The following is a 23473-nucleotide window of genomic DNA, read 5'->3' on the forward strand; positions in this document are numbered from 1 at the left end:
TTAGTCTACTTCTATCATTATCTCATAATATTTGTTCATTTTCGAAAATACCGTGTCGGAAATTGCCGAATCATTAGTGCTTTCTGAAAATATTCACTAAAGGAAAGTGAGATAGAAGGAATTAAAAAAATGAATAAAAAAAACAACAGGAAAAATCCTGTTGCTTACTTTGTTTCACGGTGAGTCGTGCTACGTTTTTCTCTTGAGCAGTATTTTTTAAGCTCAAGACGGTCTGGATTGTTACGTTTATTTTTTTTAGAAATATAGTTACGGTCTCCACATTCAGTGCAAGCTAATGTAATATTCACGCGCATTGTGTATTTCCCTCCAAACATATTGGCATTTTCACATAGGACTTTTCTATAATAGCATTATTCAATGCGAATTGCTAGTATGTTTTTTGGGAAATCCAACATTTACTTTTTTGAATTCTTAATTGTTCACGTTTTGCATCGTCAGGAGGAGCTGATTATTTATAACTTTCGCTTCTTCTTTCGTTTCAGCATGAATGACCCAAGCCACGGCTTCCACACATTCTTTCGGTAAGATTTCCGTCTCTAACGTAAACACGCTGGTCACTTCCCCTTTGGCGAGCGGTGAATAAGCCAGGAGCCCTTCTTTCAATGATTTGAAGCATCCCTCCTGATAAAGGCTTCCCTTACCTTGGATGCAATATTGAGAGATGCTTTTTCCTTTCACCAATCCACCCAATAAGGCAATCGATTGAGGGGCTACATGTAAAATCGCCCGTTCATTCGGACTGTAAAAGGCTACTGCCTGCCTTTCGAAAGCGTTTTCATAGTGAAAAAACACTTTAGGGCGCTTAGTCTCGAATGAGGTATTCCTAATCGTGAACTTCGAAAAGGTCACCTTCCCCTGGGTATATGTTTGTGAAAGTGTCCGGATCTCTCCATTAGGATGACTCATCATATCTTCCTCAGGATACCAATCAAAACTCTCATCCATCCATAGTCCAACCTTTAGTCCCTTGCGAAATATATCCTGGTTATCCTGCGGCATATACGCGAATAGCGAATTCATAATAATCATCCCTTCCCCTTTATTTATCCTTATATAACTTATCGTTAGGCGCTGACAGTGAAACAATCCACTATAGAATCTGCACACCATTTTCTTATAGGTCGACCGATTTTTAACTATTCATAATATTTTGTTTTTTCGATTTATTCTATCTTTATGTTAGCACTGAATTGGCTTATGGACAATAAACACTTTTTGTCGAATTTTATGTATGTTATCTCTCAAAGGTTTTTTTCCCATTTTAATACCTATTTTTTTTTCTTCAACGACGGTCATAAGGCTTTTCGACAATATTATTTAAAAAACAGACAATAAATGAAGTATAAGGCCCACTTAGAATAGGAAAATCTCCATTTTTTTAAAAATATGTGTAAAATATAAGTATATTGTCGAAATTTATCATCTGAGGTGAAAACATGGAAATACTTATCATCCTTCTTTTTTCATTAGCGATCGTCCTTCTCATCATTTCCTTTTTCGGTAAAGATAAAGTTGCCAAATTAGAAGAAGATTTAGAACAGATGACACTAACGTATATGCAGGATATCTATCAATTAAAGATGAAGGTGAAGATTCTTGAAGAGGAATTCGTTATCCAGGACGACATTGTTCCCCCTGTAAAGGATAAATCACCTGTCAATCCCAACGATATCGAACCCATTCATGAAATTCTAAAAAGCCAGGTTCTATCTTTATATAGTCAAGGTCTTTCTTTGGACCAGATCGCTAGACAATCCTCGTTGACGAAGGAACAAACCATATCAGTGATCGAGCAGCAAAGAGTGCGGGGTGAATGAAAATGAACAAAGCAAGACTGCAAGGTCTTTCCGCCGGTATCATTTTTACCACAACAATCTTTGCTGGCTTTTATTATGGCACCGGATTATCCGCGGGCACTCCCCCTACTGCTGAGGAAGCTAAGGAATTGCTCGTGAAGAAAGGATTCGTCGTTACACTCCCTATGCAGGAAGCTAAAGAGAACGTCCAACCAAAGGATTCGGATAAGGATTCAATGGAGAAAGAGGCTTCGAAAAAAGATCCTTCCATCGTCACCTATACAATTAAAGTGAAAACGAATATGACCACAACCGAAATTGCCGATAGCCTATACAAAGAAAAAATCATCGATGATGCTGCTGAATTCGAAGCTTACATGAATGACCGGGATTTCTCAAAAAAAATACAAATCGGCGAGTTTGTTGTTACTAATAATATGTCATATAGACAATTGGCCAATACTTTGACCCATTAATGAATAAGAGAGACTTTTAAATGGACGATGTCCGAGAAAAAGCCTCTCTTTTTTTTAATTGGGATGGTATCATTCATTCCTGCTGATATATCTGCCTCTTACCAGGAAGTAAATATTCTCTGCGATATTCGTTGTATGGTCCGCTGTCCTTTCCAAATATCGAGCAATTAAGGAAAGCTGTGTAACCTGCTGCAGGTTTTTTTCATCTGAAAGACGAAGGAGACTTCGAATCATATCTCCATAAAAGCGATCAACCTCATCATCCATTTCAATGATTTCCCTTGAAAGGACAACATCTTCCTTCTCAAATGCTTCTATTGAAAGTTGAATCATCTTTAATGTAATATCATGCATCTGCTTTAATGGTGTTAAAGGCAGAATGAATGGCTGGTCACCGATCCGGATGGATGCTTTAGCTATATTCACACCAAAGTCCGCCATCCTTTCAATATCCGAGGCGATTTTTATCGCAGCAATGATACGCCTTAAATCAATCGCAACCGGCTGCTGCTTGGCAATCAGTAAAATCGCAAAGTCATTGATTTCCTCTTCCAGTAAATCAGCTATCGTATCATCATCGATAACTTCAAGAGCATCATCTACATTATTGGTTTCTAGTGCGGCATATGATTTTGATATGGCACCTGAAGCTAAATTAGCCAATTTCACGATTTTCTCCTGTAGCTCTTTCAATTGAAGCTCGAAATTTTCACGAACGATCATTATCGCATCTCCCTTTCTCTTTAACCGAAGCGTCCGGTAATGTAATCTTCTGTTCTTTTATCATTCGGATTAGAGAAGATCGTGTTTGTATCAGAATATTCGATGACTTCCCCATTTAAGAAGAAGGCTGTTCTATCAGAGATACGTGCTGCCTGCTGCATGTTATGGGTAACGATGATGATGCTGAAATCCTTTTTCAGTTCTTGGACCAATTCTTCTATTTTCAAAGTGGATATCGGATCAAGGGCAGAAGTCGGTTCATCCATTAATATGACATCCGGTTCGATTGCCAAACATCTGGCAATACAAAGGCGCTGTTGCTGTCCACCTGAAAGTCCATATGCATTTTCATGAAGACGGTCTTTCACCTCATCCCAAATGGCTGCCCCTTTTAAACTCTTTTCAACGATCTCATCAAGAATTTTTTTATTTTTAATTCCATGGATCTTTGGTCCGTATACAACATTTTCATAAATTGATTTAGGGAAGGGATTAGGCTTTTGGAAAACCATCCCCACCTGTGTCCTTAAATCTTCCACCTTATAGGACTGATCGAGGATATTTTTATTCCTATATTTAATCTGTCCTGTCGTTTTCACATCCGGGACTAGTTCTATCATACGGTTCAATGTTTTGATGTATGTGGATTTCCCACATCCTGAAGGCCCGATGATGGCAGTCACTTCATTTTGATGCATATCCAGATTAATATTTTTCAAAGCATGGTTTTCTCCATACCATAAATTGAGATTGGATGTTTCATACACCTTTTCCATCAAAGCAGCTGATCCGGCATTTTCGATTCCGTTTGCCGGTGACTCTTTTTCTCTCGTTAAGGTCATATTCACGCTTCCTTCCTCCTATCAGTATCTTTTCTGGAATTTATTTCGAATAATAACCGCTATTGAATTCATGATTATTAACAGGAAGAGTAATACGATGATTCCTGCGGCAGCAACCTGCTGGAATTCTTCCTGCGGACGAGATGTCCAATTATAGATTTGCATTGGCAGCACTGTAAATGTATCCATGACCGATTGTGGCAGAAAGGCGATGAACATTGGTATGCCAACCACCACCAATGGCGCCGTTTCACCGATTGCCCTTGACAAAGCCAGTATTCCTCCAGTTAAAATGCCAGGTATCGCAGCCGGAAGGACCACTTTCAAGATGGTTTGCCACTTTGTTGCACCCATTCCAAATGAAGCTTCCCTTAAATCACGAGGTACGGCACGTATGGCCTCTTGGGCAGCTACTATGATGACCGGGAGAACGAGCAGGCTCATGGTCAAGCCTGCTGCCAATATGGACCGGTCCAAGGCTAGAGCACGAACGAAAACCGTTAAGCCCAGCAGTCCAAATACTATTGACGGGACACCTGCCAGATTGGAAATATTCACTTTGATAAAAGTGGTGATCCAATTCTTCCTGGCATATTCCTCTAAATATATGGCCGTTCCAACACCAAGCAGCAGGGAAACTGGAGCGACGACTGCCATCAACCATATTGAACCGATCAGTGCTGCTTTTATACCAGCCTCTTCAGGTTTCCTTGAAGCGAAATTCTGAAGGAAATCCCCATTCAGACTGCCAATTCCTTGAGTGAATATCCGATAAAATAAGATGGCCAATACGAGGAGGCCAACCAATGTTGCCAAGAAGAATAATCCTTTAAAAATCGTGTTAACAGCCAGCCTAGCAGGCATTTTTTTTGCAACATGACTTTTGTTTATCAGTTTCATGTCTTAATATTCCTCCCTGAACTTGCGAGAGATGAACTGCGCCAGTAAATTCATGACAAGCGTAAAGACGAACAGTGTCATTCCAACCGCATATATGCTGTAGTAAATCGTTGTCCCGTATCCTGCATCCCCCGAACTGACCTGAACGATATAAGCGGTCATCGTTTGAATCGATGAAGTGACATCCATGCTCATATTCGGGGTCGAGCCGCCGGCAACGCTCACAATCATGGTTTCCCCGATCGCTCTTGATAAAGCAAGGACGATGGATGCCACAATTCCTGAAATGGCTGCTGGTAATACCACTTTAATTGTCGTTTCAAGTTTCGTTGCTCCTAAAGCATACGCACCTTCGCGAATCGACTTAGGTACCGATACAAGGGCATCTTCCGACAATGAGGCTATCATCGGCATGATCATGATACCTACAACGATCCCGGGACTCAAGGCATTGAACATGTCAAGGGAAGGAAATAAATCCCGCAAAACCGGTGTTACAAAAGTTAAGGCAAAAAAACCGTAAACGATAGTAGGAATCCCAGCTAAAACTTCTAAAATCGGCTTAATGATTCTCCGTGTTTTCTCTGATGCATATTCACTCAAGAAAATGGCTGTTGCAAGCCCTACTGGAACTGCAACCACCGCTGCTATGACTGTTATCTTCAACGTTCCAACGATAAGGGGCATAATCCCATAGGAAGGTGTAGATGCAAATGGCAGCCATTTAGCTTCTGTAAAAAATTCGACGATCGATACTCTGTCAAAAAAGATAAATGTTTCAAATATAAGCGTCAAGATTATCCCGATTGTAGTAAAAACGGAAATTGCCGCCGTAAGGAACAAAAGCTTAGGTATTACTTTTTCCATATTTATTTTTTTCTTACTTTTCTTTTCCAGGATCATTTGCTGTACAGAATAGGTTTCTGTTTTTCTAAGTTCCAACTTGCATCCTCCATTTCAGACACGCAATATTTGGATTTACAAGCTGTTACCCCCGCCTTAATCGAATCAAGGCGGGATTTCAGTAGCCTGTAATATCGTTTATTTTTCCAGTTCTTTTAATTTATCAAGATCTTTCTGGTATTCTTCTTCCGGCAGGCTGATATAACCCACTTCTTCAGCAAGCTCTCCCGCATTTTCAATGACGAATTGAGTATAATCTGCGACTTGTTCTTTTTCAGCTACAGACTTATTAGCTACATATGTGTAAAGTGGACGTGATAATGGTGCATACTCCCCACTTTTGATCGTTTCATGTGTTGGCTCAACAGCACCTTTGCCATTGTCGATGGAAATGATCTTTAACTTATCCTTATTTTCTGCATAGTAGGCATAACCGAAGAATCCAATCGCATTTTTATCACCTTCAACACCCTGTACAAGGACATTATCATCTTCTGAAAGCGTGGCATTTTCCACCATCGGTTTTTCATCAAGGATCACTTCATTGAAATAATCATATGTGCCTGAATCTGTTCCCGGAGAGTAGAATTTAATTTCTTCCTTCGGCCATTCAGGACGTATATCAGACCATTTCTTCACCTTTCCATTATCCACCCACAGCTTTTGAAGCTCTTCGACTGTTAGTGAATCGATGAATTCATTATCTTTATTGGCGACGATTGATATCCCGTCAAATGCCAGTTTCAATTCTGTATATTTAACTCCCTTTTCATCAAGTAAGGCACTTTCCTCTTCTTTGACCGGACGGGATGCATTGGCTAGGTCCGTATCACCAGCGATGAATTTCTTGAATCCCCCACCTGTTCCTGACGATCCAACTGAAACCTTCACATCAGGCTGTGTACCCATATATTCTTCGGCAACTGCCTCCATGATTGGAAAGACCGTTGAAGAACCATCCGTAATAACTTCTCCCTGCAGTTGGCTAGACCCTTTTCCTTCACTGCTGCTTGTCTTAGTGTCATCGGATCCACAACCTGCCGCTACTGCAATTACTCCACCCATCATTACAGTCATTGCCATACCTTTGAAACGTCTCATTTGTAAATCCCCCTAAGAATTTTTTTATGATTATTTTGTCCTACTCTCACATCATACTTTCAGACTGTAAATTCCGTTTAAAGCATTTGTAAATATTCAGTAAATAATTGTGTGTTATTTGTAAAGATGAAAAAACTGTACTGATCTCGTTCTCAAAACACACAAAAAAACACGCTTTCGGTTTTACCCGAAAACGTGTTTTAACCTTTTATTCATTTTCCTGGCTTTTCCTAACTTCAGCCTGATCCTTTTGAACGTCTTTACCATTCTCCACTTTCAAATCAGTCGAGGGTTCGGTATTTTCCTTATCCTTTTTAGCCCGTTCTTTTTTCAGTTCGAAATAAGTATCCATAATCTCTTCACCTATCTCTTTACTCATGCTGTGGCCTGTATGTCCTTGGTATGCCCACGGTACAACGACCGCAAAAGCGACCTCAGGATTTTTGGCTGGGGCATAGCCAACAAGCGTGATGTTCATCGTTTCTTGGGGCTCACTATAATCCAACCGGTTCGGGCCGTCATAGAATGCTTCCGCCGTCCCGGTTTTAGCTGCCACTGTATACGATTTATTCCCAAAATACTTATAAGCTGTTCCGCCTTGTTCCATCGCCACTTTATCGAAACCGCTCTGAACACGTTCAATCCACTCTTCCTTCATATCAAGACGATTAAGGACAGTCGGTGAAACGTCTTCTGCAACAGGTCCCAATTCCTCGTTATTATCAACTGGATCGCGGATTTCCTTGACCATATGCGGCTTCATGCGGTTACCGCCATTCGCAATGGCTGAAACATATTGCACGAGCTGCATCGGTGTGTACGTATCATACTGTCCGATAGCAAGGTCAAGCAGCTTACCTGGAGATGTTTCGGAACCTTTGAACCCGCTCATTTCATTCGGTAGATCAATTCCCGTGCGGACACCCAGGCCAAACTGGGCAAAGGAATTCCGCATGGTCGAAAAGGCGCTGGAACTAATATTCAATGGCTCATTCGGCACATAATGCGCACCTGCAATATTAATTGCCGTTCTGAACATATAAACGTTCGAAGAAACCTTCAATGCTGTCAAATCATTTATGTTCCCGAAGTTACTATATGAACCTTTGGCTTTTGTTCCCTTGATCTTAAGCTTTGTATCATAAAAGTACGTACCCGGCTGGATCGCACCTTGCTGATAACCGGTTAAAACGGTAGCACCTTTAACCGCAGAACCCATCGTATAGGAAGTCGTGATATTTCCTAATGCGAAGTCCTCAATCGAGGATTTCCCCGTTTTTGGGTCCTTCTCATATTTCTTGCCAGCCATCGTCAATACTTCCCCTGTATCGGGATCCATCATGACAACAAAGGCCCTGTCCAAGAATTTGGTGTTACCCATTTTTTTCTTGGCAATCAATTGCTTTTCAATGATTTCCTCTGTTGCAAGCTGTAAATCCATATCTATTGTCAATATAAGATCTTTTCCTCGCGAACCTTCGGTAACCACTTCGGAATCGACGACATTTCCTGATTTATCGGTCACATTCCTTACTTTCGCTTTCTGCCCTTGGAGGATATCTTCATATTGCGCCTCAATATAACTCTTACCTACACGGTCATTCCGGCTGTAATCACGTGCAAGGTAGTAATTCAGGCTTTCACTGGGCAACCCTTCTTCAGATGAGGAAACTTTACCCAATACAGATTTAAGTGTTTTATTATATGTATAAAAACGATCCCAATCTGTAGATACATCGACCCCTGGTAGAGAATCAAGGTTTTCACTCACCCTGGCGAATTCTTCTTTTGTTACTTTCTTGTTTTTCACAATTTGCGGGGTAAGGGCATATCCGCTTGCAAATTCCCTGTAGATGGCAAGGACTTCCAGATCATTTTCCGAAAGCTTTGTTTCTTCTTCAGTAATCCGATCAAGCTGAAGCTTATACAAATCACTTTCTTCCATCTCGCCCTCTTCCACTTTTTTCCGTTCTTTATCCGTAATCTTTTTCTCGGCCAGCTTTGGATTTTTCAAAATCCAAAAATCCTTTTTATCGCGCTCAGTCACTTTGTCTGTTTCCTTTTCGATCAACTTCGCGAGTTTCTCGGCCGTTTCCACCATTTCCGTTTGTTTCGTACCTTGCTTTCGTGTATATGTAATTGCATCCAGTGGTTGGTTATCGACCATCAATTTTAAATTCCGGTCATACATTTTCCCACGGGGCACCGAATTATTCACGGTCACTTCCTCTGTTCTTTCAATCTCACGCTTGTAATCATCACCATAAACAATCTGTACAACACCCAAGCGTAAAATTAAAGCGGAAAACAAAACAAATACTAAAAAGAAAAGAATATTCAATCTGAAAGGCACATGCGTCTTTTTCTTTTTCTTTTTATTCACACTAAGCCACACATCCTTTTTACATAGTCATAATAGGTCCTATACTATTCTATAGAACATTTATATTTTTTTCTACCTTAGTGTTCTAGAAATATTAAACAACTAACGAACTTTACATAAAAAGTGACTTACGGCTCATAAATCCTAAAACCGTAAGTCATGTATATTGAAAAGAGGCCGCTAAGGCCTCTTTTCAATCTTGGTCAATGATATCGATTTTCCGTACAAACCAATATATCACGGTATGCCCTGCACCGACGATTAACAGATAAATCGGCAGTAATTGCTTTAGGTCGAATAACATGACGGAAATTATGAATCCTGATATGGATACAATCCTTCCAATATGAACGAACAGTTCCCTGACAACGATATATTCAATCCTCATTTCCGCCGCTTTCCAAGCGCGGCCTATAATGTCATAAGTCAATGATATATAAGGGACCAAAAGAATTGGATAAGCGGTAGCGACAATTGCCCCATAAACGAGAAGCTTCCCGAATGTGATATCAAATGCAATCAATAAGACCCCTGCATACAACAGGATTCCTCCAATAAGAATTGCTTTTTTTCGCATCGGCTGTTTTATATACCGTGAAGCTAAAAAATACGCAACGAATGATATGGCCGAATTTAACAGTCCATAGCTCCCTAATGCAAGTTCACTTTCCGTCTGAATGAAAACGATAATCGAAATGATGAACATGAATGTGCCCTCTCGTATCCCTTGAAAAAAGTGAGCACGAGTAATCAAGAGCCAATCCCGATTATTTTTCCGTTCCTGCAATATCCGAAGGAAACAGTATCTGCCATGCGCTGGACGTCTTTTTAACGAAAAGCTAAGAAACACCGCAACGGAAAACAAAAGCAAAGACAATCCGAATACAATGGAATAACCCGTGAATTTTTCTAGCCTCGAAATGATGAACCCTGAAAGAATCGGACCGACCATTCCCCCAAATGATGATAGAATCCCTAAAAAACCATTGAAGAAATCTCTTGTTTCCGGTTCAGTTATTTCAAAAGTCAATACATTATAGGCAAGCCAATAAAACCCATAACCGATTCCTAACAGTCCTCCAAGCAACCAAAGGAATTCCGTAGCCCGCGTGCCGACCATTAGGACTGATAAATAAAATAGGGCCAAAAAGATAACACCCAGACGCAAAACAATGATTCGATCAACCTTTTTCGCCAGCCTGCCAGCAAAGACAAAAGTCAGCGGTTGAAATAGCACCACGGTTAGATTATACACGGCAATATCAACAATTTGACCGGATTGTTTCCACAAGTACACATTAACGAATGTATTGGATAAAGCAATACTTAGGCTGTACAGCCCGCCAATTAACAAAAGGAGGTGCAGATCCTTCTTCCCTCCCGCTTCACCCAACCATCTCTCTAAAATACCCATTGTTTTAACTCTCCTTTAAATTCCACTCTAGTGTTTGAAAAAACAAAAGAATTTATGTGAAAAAAGGTAAAGAAAACTCTTCGATTGGCGAGACAGGAGGGCGAAGACAGAGAAGCAGTTGCCCTTACACTGTTTTCCTTTTGAACTTGAAAAATATAAACAAACTTGAAAAATATAAACAGTGTAAAGAAAACTCTTCGATTGGCGAAGACAGAGAAGTAGTTGCCCTTACACTGTTTTCCTTTTGAACTTGAACAATATACACAAACTTGAAAAATATAAACAGTGTAAAGAAAACTCTTCGATTGGCGAGCCAGGAGGGCGATGACAGAGAAACAGTTGCCCTTACACTGTTTTCCTTTTGTACTTGAACAATAAGAACAGTGTAAAGAAAACTCTTCGATTGACGAAGACGAAGGGGATGTTCATGAAATTGGAGTGTTTACTCGTGAATTTGTGCGTTTACTCGTGAGTTTGAAGATTTTATTCGTGAATCTCGAGATTTCATTCAGGAATTGGAGCGTTTACTCGTGATTTTGTACGTTACTCGTGAATTCGGGGCTTTTACTCGTGAGTTTGGAGTGTTTACTCGTGAATTCGGGGCTTTTACTCGTGAGTTTTGAGCGTTTACTCGTGAATCTGAAGATTTTACTCGTGAATTTCGAGATTTCACTCAGGAAATGGAGTGTTTACTCGTGAATTCGGGGCTTTTACTCGTGAGTTTGGAGTGTTTACTCGTGAATTTCGGGCTTTTACTCGTGAGTTTGGAGTGTTTACTCGTGAATTTGAAGATTTTACTCGTGAATTTGAAGATTTTACTCGTAAATTTGAAGATTTTACTCGTGAATTTGTGCGTTTCTTTTATATTTGCAGCTTTTACTCCTGCATTTCTTGCACTTCTTTTGGCGAAACAGCAATACGAGTTGCCTTTATATTGTTTTTCTTTAATGTTCCCTTTCGGTTAAAAGAAACGAAAAAAAAAGACAGGATTCCTTTTCACATAAGGAATCCTGTCTTTTTTAATTACAAATTATTTTGCAGCACTGTAACGTTTTGCAACTTCATCCCAGTTTACAACATTCCAGAAAGAATTGATGTATTCAGGACGGCGGTTTTGGTAGTTTAAGTAGTAAGCATGTTCCCAAACGTCCAATCCAAGAAGCGGTGTTTTACCTTCTGATAATGGATTGTCTTGGTTCGGTGTACTAGTTACTTCTAACTCGCCATTGTTGACTGCAAGCCAAGCCCAGCCAGATCCAAAACGAGTAGTAGCCGCTTTAGCGAACTCTTCTTTAAAGCTGTCAAAGCTTCCGAATTTTGAAGTGATAGCATCCGCTAATTCACCAGTTGGTTGTCCGCCGCCGTTAGGTGAAAGGATTTCCCAGAATAAAGTGTGGTTAGCATGTCCGCCACCATTGTTGCGTACAGCTGTACGAACAGCTTCAGGTACTGCATCAAGGTTAGCGACGATTTCTTCAACGCTTTTGCTTAGAAGTTCTTGGTTGCCTTCTAGCGCATTGTTCAGGTTTGTCACATATGTGTTGTGATGTTTAGTGTGGTGAATGTTCATTGTTTCTTTGTCGATGTGCGGTTCTAATGCATCATATGCATACGGTAATTGCGGAAGTTCAAAAGCCATAATAAAATTCCTCCCTATGTAAGCTGTTTTTTTGAGGGCTTCAGTTCTCGAAAGATACCTAAAGCTCGCTAGAAATAGAGTATCAAATTTTTGTAACCGTTTCAAACCTTATGCTTCAAATTTTCATTTTTCGATTATATTTCCTATGAGAATACCACGAATATAAAATATCCAATCATCAGAAGTTGAATGATGCCTTTTGTGATTACGCTGCTTATAAAGCCTATAACGGAACCAAGGCCGATTTTTGAAGCAGTGACCGGGTCTTTTTTATGTACAATTATCTCAGCCAGGAATGCCCCGATGAAAGGACCTATTAGTATTCCGACGAACGGAATCACGAATGGCCCGACCAGAAGCCCTATCGTACTGCCCCAAATCCCCGCTTTCGTGCCGCCATACTTTTTGACCCCGACCATATTCGCAATATACTCAGCTGCGAATAAAAGGATGACGAATAAAATTTGGACCGTCCAGAAAAACCAGCCAAATGGTTCAAAAGAATAAAATAGTCCATATAACAATATTCCGCCGAAAATGAACAAAACACTTGGGATGATTGGAAAAATCAGACCGACAAATCCCATTATGAACATGAGGGTAATTATTATCCAAAATAGTGTATCCATTACTAAACGCCCCTTTCTCAAATCATTTATGATTTGTCTTTATCTCTCCATAATTGCCTCATTCCTGATGATTGAAACCAATGAAGCGGAATACAGGTTGTTTTATTTTTCCCATATAGTTAAAATTGGTTAGGAATCTTATATAGTTAGGTGCTGAAAACATTGAACATATTCAAACAACTTTGGGTAAGCTTATATTCTCCTAAAGATATCGCTTCCTTTCAAAACCAAGGTATCGGGAAAACGATTTTATTCGTTTTCTTTATAAGTCTCATCGCCTTTCTCCCTTCAGCTTTTTATTTCGGTACAATGGTAGCTGACGGGATAGATGCCATGCACGAAACAGTATCCGAAGACTTACCGCCATTTGAAATCAAAAATGGCACGTTGACGACTGAAAAAGATGAGCCATTTAGCCTGAATAAAAACGGCTATCAAATTTTTGTAGATGGCACGGGAACCTTGACCCCGGAAGAAGTAGCTGCAAAAGCTGATGAGGCTGTCGCGCTTTTAAAGTCTGATCTGGTTTTCGTATCCGGAGGCAACGTGCAATCCTCTCCATATTCAGTTCTGGAGGGAAATAATCAGGAAATATCCACTTGGCTTGATTCAGTGGAATCTGTGCTGCCGATCATCCTTCCATTGCTTCTACTTATATTATACCTGTTTACTGCTAGCGGAATCTTCATTAAAGTGACAATCCTTGCCGCTTTCGGTCTTTTTTTCAAAAATGCTCTTGGCCGTCCACTTTCCTATAGGCATCTTTGGAGAATCGGTGCATACAGCATAACGCTTGCCACCATATTCTTCACCATCATGGATGCTTTCCAAGCAATTGTACCATTCGCTTCCATCATTAGTTGGTTTGTGACATTGATGATGTTATATTTATCCATTAAAGAAACATCAGCCAATAAGATTGGAAATTGAATTAAAAAGATTCGAACTCATACTGAAGGCAAACTTGATTCTCATCGGGTTTGCCTTCAGTATTTATGGATTTGTAAAATTCGAACGTTGATTGGAACGTAGGACACTGACTTTCCGCTGGCGGTCCTCTTTGCTCCCGCGGGTTCTATCAACATGTTAAATTTAGATAGAACTCATTAGCCTCCAAACCAGGATCCGACGCACCTGTTCCGGATCTTTTTGCTTTTTTATAAAATCGATTAATCCGTGCCTTTCCGCATATGACTACAGTAATCATTTTTTTATATCTACTTAATTCGACAAAATACTCACCAAGTTATTCCTATACTTATGTTTGAAATAGTATTTAAGAGGTGATAGACGTGAAGGAGAGTCATATTGATGTACAGTGGTTGTTACTCATAATGGAGGCAAAAAAGATCGGCCTGACCCCAAAGGAAATTCGCTCCTTTCTTAGCACACATTCAAATATTAAGGATGTTCCTCAATAACCAAAATAGATATGAATGGTCAATCTCACATTCCATTTTAAAAAACCGCCCATTTTTAGGCATATTTTTTGTTCCCTCCAAGTATGATGAATTAAAGACAAGCTTGGGAGGATGGAAAATTGAAACGGCTACTGCTTTTTATCTCATTCTGTTTCACTTTATTCATTATTTATTTTGATTTGACTACGGGTACCCTGCCGGCTTCCCATCCACCGGCCTCTACAGGCGAACCGGCCGTGCCGGCCAGCCAGACAGCATCCGCACCATCTGCCGCTTATAAAGAAATCACCATGAAACCCGGGGATACCTTACTCTCCATTGTTGAAACGGAAAAAGACGGATCCAATCAGCCAATCGAAACGATCATCGCTGACTTTCAAAGTTTGAATGAAGGATTAAAACCCGAAAATATGCAGATTGGCAAAACATATAAGATACCCGTTTATAAATAACTGTCAAAAGGCATCTGCGCCTTCACAAGAACCATTAAAGTGGATTTCCAAGCACCAGGTATATCCTGAAATAGGAAATATCTCATATTGAAAAAAGATTATGTGACCTATTTCCTTGTCAAGCGGTATGTACATTGATACAATATTTCAGAGAAGCAAATTAAAAATCAAAACTGATTTTTTCCTAAAGGAGAGAATTCCACTTGAGTGAAATCATACATCGCACCAAGACGCGGCCAATTAAAGTCGGAAACTTAACGATTGGCGGCAATAATGAAGTTATCGTACAAAGCATGACAACGACAAAAACACATGATGTTGAAGCAACGGTTGCAGAAATCCTTCGTCTTGAAGAAGCGGGATGTCAAATCGTACGTGTCGCCTGTCCGGATGAAAGGGCAGCTGATGCAATTTCTGAGATAAAAAAACGGATAAACATCCCTCTAGTAGTCGATATTCATTTCGATTACAAACTTGCTCTGAAGGCCATTGAAGGCGGAGCGGATAAAATCAGGATAAATCCTGGTAACATCGGACGCCGTGAAAAGGTTGAAGCAGTCGTGAAAGCTGCAAAGGCTAAAGGAATCCCAATCCGAATCGGGGTAAATGCTGGTTCTCTCGAGAAGAAAATCATCGAGAAATATGGCTTCCCGACTGCTGATGGAATGGTGGAAAGTGCTTTACACCATATCAAGATCCTGGAAGACCTCGATTTTCATGACATTATCGTTTCCATGAAAGCTTCCGATGTCAATTTAGCCATCGAAGCATATGAAAAAGCTTCAAAAGCATTCGATTATCCTTTACATCTTGGAATTACGGAATCAGGAACACTGTTCTCCGGGACCGTAAAAAGCGCTGCCGGACTAGGTGCCATCCTAAGTCAAGGTATCGGGAGCACGATGCGTGTTTCCTTAAGTGCCGATCCTGTCGAAGAGGTGAAGGTGGCAAGGGAGCTTCTAAAAGTATTTGGCCTTGCGTCTAACATGGCCACTTTAATTTCCTGCCCTACTTGCGGCCGAATCGAGATTGATTTGATTTCCATCGCCAATGAGGTTGAAGAGTACATCCAGACGATTAAAGCACCAATCAAGGTATCAGTGCTTGGTTGTGCGGTAAACGGACCTGGAGAAGCCCGTGAGGCGGATATCGGCATTGCCGGGGCCCGAGGTGAAGGTTTACTGTTTAGAAAAGGTCAAATCGTACGTAAAGTGCCTGAAGAGACGATGGTCGAAGAACTGAAAAAGGAAATTGACAAAATCGCTGAAGAGTACTATGAAAAACAAAGAGCCGAAGCTGCTGCTGCAGCTACATTAAATAAATAAAACGAAAAAAATCCCGAATTTTCATGATCGGGATTTTTTTGTTTTATTTGAAAAACCCTTTGATGCATAATGACATCAAAGGGTTTAATGAAGCTAAAAGAACGGCAGGATGAATATGGCAACGATGATGGAGACTGCACCTATGCCGATGGCCCAGGTACCCAGGTTCGACCCTCGGCTTCTGGCCACTATTCCTACAATGATACCTACAATCCCTAAAATGAAAGGCATCATGAATAACGATAAAATGGAGATGATCAATGATATGACACCAATCGCTTTTCCTCTTGATGCCACATCCCCCGAACCATTATCCTCTACAGGTTCATCATTTCTATATGACCCGATTCGCTGAGGTGGTGTTGAAATCTCAGCAGACGTTTCTTCCTGATACCGGTTATCCATATTCGTTATGGACCCACGACTCTCATATCGTCTGTCATCTTCAGGTGTATCTTCATTATAATACCGTTCATGATGCTGATCATCCACAACGGTTGGTTCACTGCCCTCTTTCGCCAATTGCATTTCATCGTCGATACTGGAGTATTGATCTTTTTCCATCGCGCATCCCTCACTTTCGTTTGTGAAGCATTTATAGTGTATGTAAAAATTGCAGGAACCATCGTGAAAATGGTTTCATGTCTTGGAAATAAATACGGGTTTTTACCAAAGCTCTGAGGGGATATGTTACACTATTACAAGTATTGAAAATGAGGAGAGATTCATCATGAAAAAACGTTTTGGCATCGATATAGACGGAACTGTCACAAGACCTGATTCCATGGTCCCTTTTTTAAATAAAGCTTTTCAGCTGAATTTAGCTTATGAAGACATTACCGAATATGACTTATTCCCTTTCGTGAATGTTCCAAAAGAGGATTTCACTAAATGGTTCATTGAGACCGAACCACTCATCTATTCCGAATCATTATTGGCTGAGGGTGCGAAAGATGTATTGGAAAAATGGACAGAACAAGCCAACCTTTATTTCATCAGTGCCAGGAGCACCCGTCTATTGGATGTAACGAAGGATTGGTTCACGACTAATCAAGTCCTATATGATCATATAGAACTTGTAGGTTCACATGATAAGATTGCTGCAGCCAAAAAGTTCGAAGTCGATCTCTTTTTAGAGGACAAGCACGATAACGCAGTGGCGATTTCGGAAGAGTGTAAAATACCCGTGATTTTATTTAATACCCCCTACAACCAAGATCCCGTGCCTGAAAGGGTGATTCGGGTCAACAATTGGCAAGAAGCCTCAGCCTGGGTGAATAATTGGATTTCAGGGAAAGTGGCGAGTATAAAATGAGACAAGAAAAAACCATTGACTGGAGGTCAATGGTTTTTATGCTTCCAAAGATACGCTACATGCGGGACAGCGTCCGTAAATTTCAAATTTATGCCCCGAAACATCGTAGTCCTTCAAGCTTTCCTGAAGTTCCTGCATCGGGCACAGTTCGATTTCTTTCGTTTTTCCACAATTCAAACAGATGAAATGGTGATGGTGGGAAGAATGACCGCATGTAAAACGAAAACGCTTTTCCCCTTCCAACTCGGTCGCTTCAAAGATGCCAAGTTCGACAAATAAGGAAAGGTTCCTGTAAATCGTATCGAAGCTTAATCCTGGATAATCCTGCTTCATATTCTCCAATACATCTTTGGCCGTTAAATATTTATCACTGGAAGAGAAAAGCTGAAGCATTTCTTCCCTCTTTCCTGTATGCTTAAAACCTTTATCTTTTAAAAGTTGCATGGCAGTAGTTACGTTCAAAATACATCACCCCATCTATCGATTTTTCCACTTATCAAACAAAATTGACAAGATGAGAATTAGTACAGCTATTATTACAATGGTCCCACCAGGAGCGAGGTCAAGGTTGTATGATAAGAATAGTCCGCCAATGACAGAAACTTCACCGAATAATACCGAATAACCGATCATTTGCTTAAAGCCCTTCGCAAAGCGGAGACTAGCTGCTACCGGAAGCGTCATGAGCGAAGAAACAAGTAATATGCCAATGATTTTCATGGAAGCCGCAATGACCAGTGCGACCATGACAATAAAAATAAAATGTATCGCTTTATACGGTATTCCAGACGCTTTGGCATGCTCTTCATCAAAAGATAACAGAAATAATTCTTTATACAATAAGGTAAGCATCAAGGTTACGATTAACCCCACTGCCAAAATGACATACAGGTCCGCCCGGCTGACGGCACTGACACTGCCGAATAAATAACCATATAAATCGGTATTGAAGCCATCTGCAATGGATATGAAAATGACACTAAGACCCATGCCTCCGGACATTATGATCGGGATTGCAAGCTCTTGGTAATGCTTGTACACCCCTCTTAATTTTTCAATGAATAATGAACCACCTACAGAAAACGCCATTCCAATATAAAGTGGATTCAATCCTGCTAAAGATAGAAAGCTCTTCTGCAGCAATAAACTAAACGCTATACCAGCAAGCGCTACATGACTGAGCGCATCGGAAATCATCGACATCCGCCTTACCACGACAAAAACGCCCACTAATGGCGCAATCGCTCCGATGATGATTCCGGTCAAGAATGCGTTCTGCAAAAATTCAAATTGCAATATCCCCGATATCATTGGGCTATCCTCCAAAACATATTAATGATCATGATTTAAAAATTGGACCCCATGTCCATAGATGGACGAGAGCTCACCTTCATCCAATTCATTATATTCACGGGCATCCCCATGAAAATGAAGCTTTTTATTCAAGCAGGCGACATGCGTGACTTTATCGGTCACAGTACCAACATCATGTGTTACTAAAATCAGGGTTATTCCTAATTTTTTATTCAACATCTCAAGCATTTCATAAAATTGATGGACGTTTTTTGAATCAACGCCAACCGTAGGTTCATCCAATATCATCAATTCCGGTTCGCTGACCAGTGAACGGGCAATGAATACCCTTTGCTGTTGGCCTCCGGACAATTCCCCGATATTACGGTTTTGATATTCAAGCATATCCACGGATTCCAAAGCCTTCTTCACCTTTTGCTTATCCTCTTTGCCTGCAAACTTAAACAAGCCAATTTTTTTGGTCAAACCGCTCTGAACCACTTCAAAAACAGTGGCAGGGAATCCTGAGTTGAAGGAATTCGCCTTTTGGGAAACGAACCCGACCTTTTGCCAATCTTTAAAGCGTCGTATGTCTTCCCCGAATATTTGAATTTTGCCCTTTTGGAGCTTAAACAGACCAAGCAACAACTTCAAAAGCGTTGACTTACCGGATCCATTCGGCCCGACGATAGCTAAGAAGGACCCTCTGGGAATTTCAAGTGAAACATGTTCCAGCACTAGATCTTTTGTATATTTGTAAGATATATCTTCAAATTTAACTATGGGGTTTACTACATTGTCCAAAGAGATCACCTATTTTTTAAGAATCATTACGATTAACAATCGTTAGTATAAATCAAAGAAGTCCAGTTGTAAAGAATCCGGTCTTCTTAACATGTGCCGATACACCCCGAAACACAAAAAAATGTCATCTGAACCAATTTACCGTAACCAAAACGAAGTTTCATGTTCACATCCGCCGTCCTCCTTCATATGTTTTAACAAAGGAGGAGATCGTTTGAAATTATTTGAAATGATGGTCAATCATAAAATCAACAATATACGCCCCGGTGAACTGCTTTCCCTTGCTAAACAGCATAAGGTTGCACTCACTCAAAAACAGGCACAGGATATCACTGTACTTCTAGCCGGTAAAAATATTAACATTTTTGATATACGTCAAAGACAGAACGTACTTGGTCAAATTACAAAAGTTGCCGGTGCAAGCACAGCCAGGGAGATAGAATCCCTCTTCAACAACCTTACTTCCACTTTTTAAAGATCTTATGCCTGTTGCTATTTGAGCATACTTAATCCAAATGCAAAATGAAAGGACGATTCATCTTCATTTCAATGAATCGTCCTTTTCTATAATGACTATTGTTGGAACCTGATCTTTTCCAATAAATCTTCTTCAAATTGATTATTCTTGAACATATCAATTTCGAATTTATAAGGTGCCCTTTTGTCTTTTTTGTCTTCCCCTACATAAGGTGTTTCCAGGATTTTCGGAACAGTGCTTAATTGAGGATGGTGCACAATATCATTCAACGCCTTAAAGCCAATATGACCAAATCCAATGTTTTCATGACGGTCCTTACGGGTACCGCGTTCGTTTTTGCTATCGTTTATATGAAGGACCTTGATACGATCAACACCGACCAATTTATCGAATTCATTCAGTACGCCATCAAAATCCTCGATGATGTTATATCCGGCATCATGAGTATGGCAAGTATCGAAGCATACCGATAATTTTTCATTATGGGTTACACCATCAATGATCATCGCCAGCTCCTCGAAAGACCTGCCACATTCAGAACCTTTACCCGCCATCGTTTCAAGGGCAATCTGAACTTTATCGTCGGCAGTCAGCACTTCATTCAAACCCTCGATGATTCTCTTGATCCCCAGTTCACTGCCTGCACCAACATGAGCACCTGGATGAAGTACGATTTGCCTTGCGCCAATCGCTTCGGTCCGATCGATTTCGCTGCGTAAAAAGTTGACTCCAAGCTCATATGTGGCTGGATTCGTGGTATTTCCTATGTTAATGATATATGGAGCATGGACTACGATATCGCTGATTCCATTCTCCTCCATATGCAGTCTTCCGGCTTCGATATTTAAATCCTCGATTTTTTTACGTCTTGTGTTTTGAGGGGCTCCTGTATAGATCATGAATGTGTTGGAGCCATACGAAGCCGCTTCTTGACTCGCAGCAAGAAGCATACCTTTCCCGCTCATTGAAACATGCGATCCAATCTTCAGCATCTGATTTCTCCCCTATTTCTTTCTCTGTATACGACGTTCGCGTTTTTTAAAGTTTTCCACATCTCGTTGAATTTTCTTCTTGTATCCTGGCTTAACTTTAGTTGGCTTCTTGACGTGCCTGCTCGCTTTAACATCAATATCAGATTTTTGTTTTTTACGGTTTTTTCGTTTATTACGTTCGTCGATATCAACCCAATCACCGTTTTGGATATCGGCATCACGGAACTGAATGCCCATTTTTTCAAGGCGGTTCAATGAATCTTCATCGGAAGTATCGTATATGGTAGTGGCAATGCCTGAATATCCTGCACGAGCGGTCCTACCCGTCCTATGGATATAAAAGTCCAAGTCTGAAGGCAATTCATAGTTAATGATATGACTTACACCTTCAATATCGATTCCACGGGAAGCCAGATCTGTCGCAACGATGAATTGATACTCCAAATCATTGATTTGCTTCATCATTTTTTTACGCTCACGAGGCGTTAAATCCCCATGAATTCGGCCGACATTCAATCCTTTTTCGCTCAAGGAATTAGCCACATGATCCGCCATTTTCTTTGTGTTCGTGAAAACAATCGCCAAATATGGATTATAACGAACGATGATATCATGAAGTAACTGCTCTTTGTTACGGTGGCGAAGCGGTATAAGAACATGTTCAATTTTCGAAGCTGTCGCTTGCTTGGGATTCACTTGAACATACTTTGGATTCTCCATATATTTATTCAAAAACGGCTTCAATTTTTCTGGAATGGTTGCTGAAAAGACAAGCATTTGAATTTTTTCAGCCATACGTGATGCAAATAAATCGACATCTTCAATGAATCCCATGTCTAGCATAAGGTCCGCTTCATCGACTACAAGCATTTTAGCTGTATACACCTGTAATGCCTGAGCTTCAACCAAATCCTTGATCCGGCCCGGCGTACCAATTACCAATTGTGGCTGTGTCTTCAATTTATCTATCATTCGCTGTTTATCAGTGCCACCGATGAAACAACGGACTTGAATCTGCTCATCCTCAGGGAAATGGTCAGCAATTTTCAAAGCTTCTTTGTAGATTTGGTTCGCTAACTCACGGGTTGGTGCGGAAATAATCGCTTGAACCTCATTTTTACCAGCATCAAGCCTGTTCATGATCGGCAGCAAATAGGAATGTGTCTTTCCTGTACCTGTTTGCGACTGGCCAATTAAGCTACTTCCCTTTAAAAGCGACGGAAGCACGCGCTCTTGAATTTCCGTCGGCTTATCGAACCCTAAAGTACGAACCGCATCTAGAATGTAGCTTTTCAAATTAAATCGTTCAAATTGATTTTGTTTCATCAAAAAACTCCTTTACCCTGTCAGTCATTAGACATGTCCTGTTATTATAATAAATTTTACACAAAAAGCGCAAGCGCCTGGGGTTGCTCGTGAAGAAAATAGGGATTGCCCCATAAGGCGCTTTTTGCCTTGTGAGGGAAATCTTCTTTTTCACAACGAGCTAGGCGCTGAAGCTGGATTACACAAAAAGCGCAAGCGCCTGGGGTTGCTCGTGAAGAAAATAGGGATTGCCCCATAATGGTCAGGCCATCTACTTTTTTCCCTGTGACCCATTTACTTAAATCACAAAAGCGCATGCGCTAAGGTTAGTTCTCTTAAAATGGACTCTTGCAAACGAAAAGCCCCTGTCCTGGTCATAGCGTATCCCCCGCAGACATGGAGCTAAAAAGACTACCGTTACCATCTTACCTTCTTTCCGGTTACTTCACAACTGCCCAGTCACTCTTTCCTCAAACCTTTTTTGCCGATTTGCATAATTTATATAGAAGAGTATATCGCATATAAAAACTGAGGAGGTGAAACCTATGTTCCCAAATAGAAATCGTCAACCCGGACCCGGTTTTCAGCCACCCAATGGCCGAGGGATGCAGCAGCAACCTGCTCCTTTCAGACAGCCGCGGCAAATTCCCCATCCTTATCAGCAGATGCAGAGGCCGATGGTCCAAAACAGACCGCAGATGCCACAGCAACAGGGACCTAAAGGTTTCCGAGGCCCTTTCTCCCAACCGCAGCGGCAGGAAATGCCGCCAGCAAAGAAAGAGGGGCTATTGTCAAAAATACTCGGTAAGTCGAAACAAAAAGGAGCTTCACCCAATTTGTTTGCGCCAGCCGCTTCCACTAACAAAAGCTCTTCAAGAAGCAGCGGAGGCGGTATTTTCGAAACATTAAAAAACCCCGATTCACTTAATAATATGCTTTCCAACACGCAAAAAGTGTTGCAGGCCGCGGAACAATTCACGCCTATGGTGGAACAATACGGGCCAGTGATTAAAAATCTGCCTTCCATGTGGAAAGTTTTCAGGAGCATATCATCAGCCGATGAGACCAAGGACGCGGGAGCTACCGTTGAAAGCGGGCCAAAGGTTGAGGAACAAAAAAGCAGTGAGGTAAAAACGGATTCGAAGAAAAAAGATAAAGCTAAAAAAGCTAGCCCCATCGCCAAAGTTCGTACCGAAGCGAAAAGGGAAAGGTCATCCGGACCCAAGCTTTATATATAATGTCTGCAAAAATTTTTCCAATA

General features: G+C 40.8%; 27 protein-coding genes. 10 read left to right on the forward strand and 17 right to left on the reverse strand.

Annotated features, from left to right (window positions below):
- Positions 1–164: 164 nt before the first annotated feature.
- Both rpmG and N0M92_RS04885 read right to left on the reverse strand, forming a co-directional pair.
- On the reverse strand, positions 165–314 hold the full coding sequence (gene rpmG, locus N0M92_RS04880) for a 50S ribosomal protein L33 (RefSeq protein WP_028391797.1): 150 nt from the start codon (positions 312–314) through the stop codon (positions 165–167).
- 118 nt (positions 315–432) lie between these two features.
- Positions 433–1041: a hypothetical protein gene (locus N0M92_RS04885; RefSeq protein ID WP_192205535.1), complete on the reverse strand. Its 609-nt coding sequence runs from the start codon at positions 1039–1041 to the stop codon at positions 433–435.
- 416 nt (positions 1042–1457) lie between these two features.
- Here N0M92_RS04885 and N0M92_RS04890 point away from each other — a divergent pair, with 416 nt between their 5' ends.
- Complete coding sequence (locus N0M92_RS04890; RefSeq protein WP_260284698.1) at positions 1458–1838, forward strand: hypothetical protein; 381 nt, start codon at positions 1458–1460, stop codon at positions 1836–1838.
- 2 nt (positions 1839–1840) lie between these two features.
- Positions 1841–2293 (forward strand): hypothetical protein, encoded by a 453-nt coding sequence (locus tag N0M92_RS04895; RefSeq protein ID WP_260284699.1) that lies wholly within the window; start codon positions 1841–1843, stop codon positions 2291–2293.
- Between the two features lie 69 nt (positions 2294–2362).
- On the opposite strand, the gene phoU is transcribed toward N0M92_RS04895, so the two are convergent.
- The 7 genes from phoU to N0M92_RS04930 form a co-directional block, all read right to left on the reverse strand.
- Positions 2363–3016: a phosphate signaling complex protein PhoU gene (gene phoU, locus N0M92_RS04900; RefSeq protein ID WP_260284700.1), complete on the reverse strand. Its 654-nt coding sequence runs from the start codon at positions 3014–3016 to the stop codon at positions 2363–2365.
- A gap of 20 nt (positions 3017–3036) precedes the next feature.
- A complete protein-coding gene (gene pstB, locus N0M92_RS04905) occupies positions 3037–3792 on the reverse strand; it encodes a phosphate ABC transporter ATP-binding protein PstB (protein WP_228467711.1) in 756 nt (251 codons plus the stop codon).
- An 87-nt stretch (positions 3793–3879) separates the two neighbouring features.
- On the reverse strand, positions 3880–4758 hold the full coding sequence (gene pstA, locus N0M92_RS04910) for a phosphate ABC transporter permease PstA (RefSeq protein ID WP_260284701.1): 879 nt from the start codon (positions 4756–4758) through the stop codon (positions 3880–3882).
- A gap of 3 nt (positions 4759–4761) precedes the next feature.
- Positions 4762–5661 (reverse strand): phosphate ABC transporter permease subunit PstC, encoded by a 900-nt coding sequence (gene pstC / locus N0M92_RS04915; RefSeq protein WP_054400661.1) that lies wholly within the window; start codon positions 5659–5661, stop codon positions 4762–4764.
- 138 nt (positions 5662–5799) lie between these two features.
- On the reverse strand, positions 5800–6762 hold the full coding sequence (locus tag N0M92_RS04920; protein ID WP_260284702.1) for a PstS family phosphate ABC transporter substrate-binding protein: 963 nt from the start codon (positions 6760–6762) through the stop codon (positions 5800–5802).
- Between the two features lie 208 nt (positions 6763–6970).
- Positions 6971–9145 (reverse strand): peptidoglycan D,D-transpeptidase FtsI family protein, encoded by a 2175-nt coding sequence (locus N0M92_RS04925; RefSeq protein WP_260284703.1) that lies wholly within the window; start codon positions 9143–9145, stop codon positions 6971–6973.
- 193 nt (positions 9146–9338) lie between these two features.
- The gene (locus tag N0M92_RS04930; protein ID WP_260284704.1) at positions 9339–10559 is read right to left on the reverse strand and encodes an MFS transporter; all 1221 of its coding nucleotides are present in this window, start codon (positions 10557–10559) and stop codon (positions 9339–9341) included.
- A 695-nt stretch (positions 10560–11254) separates the two neighbouring features.
- Between N0M92_RS04930 and N0M92_RS04935 the strand changes: the two genes are divergently transcribed.
- Positions 11255–11524 (forward strand): hypothetical protein, encoded by a 270-nt coding sequence (locus N0M92_RS04935; protein WP_260284705.1) that lies wholly within the window; start codon positions 11255–11257, stop codon positions 11522–11524.
- Between the two features lie 65 nt (positions 11525–11589).
- On the opposite strand, the gene sodA is transcribed toward N0M92_RS04935, so the two are convergent.
- Positions 11590–12198, reverse strand: a complete 609-nt coding sequence (gene sodA / locus N0M92_RS04940; RefSeq protein ID WP_034308436.1) for a superoxide dismutase SodA — start codon at positions 12196–12198, stop codon at positions 11590–11592.
- Between the two features lie 143 nt (positions 12199–12341).
- On the reverse strand, positions 12342–12827 hold the full coding sequence (locus N0M92_RS04945) for a DUF456 domain-containing protein (protein ID WP_260284706.1): 486 nt from the start codon (positions 12825–12827) through the stop codon (positions 12342–12344).
- A 162-nt stretch (positions 12828–12989) separates the two neighbouring features.
- Here N0M92_RS04945 and N0M92_RS04950 point away from each other — a divergent pair, with 162 nt between their 5' ends.
- From N0M92_RS04950 to ispG, 4 genes are all read left to right on the forward strand, one after another.
- Complete coding sequence (locus N0M92_RS04950; RefSeq protein ID WP_260284707.1) at positions 12990–13757, forward strand: DUF1189 domain-containing protein; 768 nt, start codon at positions 12990–12992, stop codon at positions 13755–13757.
- A gap of 362 nt (positions 13758–14119) precedes the next feature.
- Positions 14120–14248, forward strand: a complete 129-nt coding sequence (locus N0M92_RS04955; protein WP_260284708.1) for an anti-repressor SinI family protein — start codon at positions 14120–14122, stop codon at positions 14246–14248.
- A 119-nt stretch (positions 14249–14367) separates the two neighbouring features.
- Complete coding sequence (locus N0M92_RS04960) at positions 14368–14700, forward strand: LysM peptidoglycan-binding domain-containing protein (RefSeq protein ID WP_260284709.1); 333 nt, start codon at positions 14368–14370, stop codon at positions 14698–14700.
- Positions 14701–14912: 212 nt separating this feature from the next.
- Positions 14913–16025, forward strand: coding sequence for a flavodoxin-dependent (E)-4-hydroxy-3-methylbut-2-enyl-diphosphate synthase (gene ispG, locus N0M92_RS04965; protein ID WP_260284839.1), 1113 nt, complete (start codon positions 14913–14915; stop codon positions 16023–16025).
- 93 nt (positions 16026–16118) lie between these two features.
- Here the strand turns inward: ispG and N0M92_RS04970 are convergent, their stop codons facing one another.
- A complete protein-coding gene (locus N0M92_RS04970; RefSeq protein ID WP_260284710.1) occupies positions 16119–16589 on the reverse strand; it encodes a DUF4190 domain-containing protein in 471 nt (156 codons plus the stop codon).
- Positions 16590–16755: 166 nt separating this feature from the next.
- On the opposite strand from N0M92_RS04970, the gene N0M92_RS04975 reads away from it, so the two are divergent.
- Positions 16756–17340 (forward strand): 5' nucleotidase, NT5C type, encoded by a 585-nt coding sequence (locus tag N0M92_RS04975; RefSeq protein ID WP_260284711.1) that lies wholly within the window; start codon positions 16756–16758, stop codon positions 17338–17340.
- A 36-nt stretch (positions 17341–17376) separates the two neighbouring features.
- Here the strand turns inward: N0M92_RS04975 and N0M92_RS04980 are convergent, their stop codons facing one another.
- Genes N0M92_RS04980 through N0M92_RS04990 form a run of 3 tightly spaced genes read right to left on the reverse strand, consistent with a single transcriptional unit; the run spans position 17377 to position 19437 of the window.
- Positions 17377–17802 (reverse strand): Fur family transcriptional regulator, encoded by a 426-nt coding sequence (locus N0M92_RS04980; protein ID WP_034308449.1) that lies wholly within the window; start codon positions 17800–17802, stop codon positions 17377–17379.
- 15 nt (positions 17803–17817) lie between these two features.
- Positions 17818–18651 (reverse strand): metal ABC transporter permease, encoded by an 834-nt coding sequence (locus N0M92_RS04985; RefSeq protein WP_260284712.1) that lies wholly within the window; start codon positions 18649–18651, stop codon positions 17818–17820.
- 21 nt (positions 18652–18672) lie between these two features.
- Complete coding sequence (locus N0M92_RS04990) at positions 18673–19437, reverse strand: metal ABC transporter ATP-binding protein (protein ID WP_260284713.1); 765 nt, start codon at positions 19435–19437, stop codon at positions 18673–18675.
- 214 nt (positions 19438–19651) lie between these two features.
- Between N0M92_RS04990 and N0M92_RS04995 the strand changes: the two genes are divergently transcribed.
- A complete protein-coding gene (locus N0M92_RS04995; RefSeq protein WP_260284714.1) occupies positions 19652–19912 on the forward strand; it encodes a DUF2624 domain-containing protein in 261 nt (86 codons plus the stop codon).
- Between the two features lie 98 nt (positions 19913–20010).
- On the opposite strand, the gene N0M92_RS05000 is transcribed toward N0M92_RS04995, so the two are convergent.
- Positions 20011–20907, reverse strand: coding sequence for a deoxyribonuclease IV (locus N0M92_RS05000; RefSeq protein ID WP_260284715.1), 897 nt, complete (start codon positions 20905–20907; stop codon positions 20011–20013).
- 12 nt (positions 20908–20919) lie between these two features.
- Positions 20920–22233, reverse strand: coding sequence for a DEAD/DEAH box helicase (locus N0M92_RS05005; protein WP_098369785.1), 1314 nt, complete (start codon positions 22231–22233; stop codon positions 20920–20922).
- 524 nt (positions 22234–22757) lie between these two features.
- Here N0M92_RS05005 and vrrA point away from each other — a divergent pair.
- On the forward strand, positions 22758–23450 hold the full coding sequence (gene vrrA / locus N0M92_RS05010) for a VrrA/YqfQ family protein (protein ID WP_260284716.1): 693 nt from the start codon (positions 22758–22760) through the stop codon (positions 23448–23450).
- The last annotated feature ends 23 nt before the right edge of the window (positions 23451–23473 follow it).

This window comes from Peribacillus aracenensis (genome assembly GCF_025175645.1).
GTDB lineage: Bacteria > Bacillota > Bacilli > Bacillales > DSM-1321 > Peribacillus > Peribacillus aracenensis.

Coding starts and splice junctions, on each gene's coding strand:
- N0M92_RS04975 (WP_260284711.1), top strand. CDS start 16,756: ATGAAAAAACGTTTTGGCATCGATATAGACGGAACTGTCACAAGACCT.
- N0M92_RS04920 (WP_260284702.1), bottom strand. CDS start 6,762: ATGAGACGTTTCAAAGGTATGGCAATGACTGTAATGATGGGTGGAGTA.
- N0M92_RS04985 (WP_260284712.1), bottom strand. CDS start 18,651: ATGATATCGGGGATATTGCAATTTGAATTTTTGCAGAACGCATTCTTG.
- N0M92_RS04945 (WP_260284706.1), bottom strand. CDS start 12,827: ATGGATACACTATTTTGGATAATAATTACCCTCATGTTCATAATGGGA.
- vrrA (WP_260284716.1), top strand. CDS start 22,758: ATGTTCCCAAATAGAAATCGTCAACCCGGACCCGGTTTTCAGCCACCC.
- rpmG (WP_028391797.1), bottom strand. CDS start 314: ATGCGCGTGAATATTACATTAGCTTGCACTGAATGTGGAGACCGTAAC.
- N0M92_RS05005 (WP_098369785.1), bottom strand. CDS start 22,233: ATGAAACAAAATCAATTTGAACGATTTAATTTGAAAAGCTACATTCTA.
- N0M92_RS04930 (WP_260284704.1), bottom strand. CDS start 10,559: ATGGGTATTTTAGAGAGATGGTTGGGTGAAGCGGGAGGGAAGAAGGAT.
- pstB (WP_228467711.1), bottom strand. CDS start 3,792: ATGGAAAAGGTGTATGAAACATCCAATCTCAATTTATGGTATGGAGAA.
- N0M92_RS04890 (WP_260284698.1), top strand. CDS start 1,458: ATGGAAATACTTATCATCCTTCTTTTTTCATTAGCGATCGTCCTTCTC.
- sodA (WP_034308436.1), bottom strand. CDS start 12,198: ATGGCTTTTGAACTTCCGCAATTACCGTATGCATATGATGCATTAGAA.
- N0M92_RS05000 (WP_260284715.1), bottom strand. CDS start 20,907: ATGCTGAAGATTGGATCGCATGTTTCAATGAGCGGGAAAGGTATGCTT.
- N0M92_RS04885 (WP_192205535.1), bottom strand. CDS start 1,041: ATGAATTCGCTATTCGCGTATATGCCGCAGGATAACCAGGATATATTT.
- phoU (WP_260284700.1), bottom strand. CDS start 3,016: ATGATCGTTCGTGAAAATTTCGAGCTTCAATTGAAAGAGCTACAGGAG.
- N0M92_RS04895 (WP_260284699.1), top strand. CDS start 1,841: ATGAACAAAGCAAGACTGCAAGGTCTTTCCGCCGGTATCATTTTTACC.
- pstC (WP_054400661.1), bottom strand. CDS start 5,661: ATGATCCTGGAAAAGAAAAGTAAGAAAAAAATAAATATGGAAAAAGTA.
- pstA (WP_260284701.1), bottom strand. CDS start 4,758: ATGAAACTGATAAACAAAAGTCATGTTGCAAAAAAAATGCCTGCTAGG.
- N0M92_RS04970 (WP_260284710.1), bottom strand. CDS start 16,589: ATGGAAAAAGATCAATACTCCAGTATCGACGATGAAATGCAATTGGCG.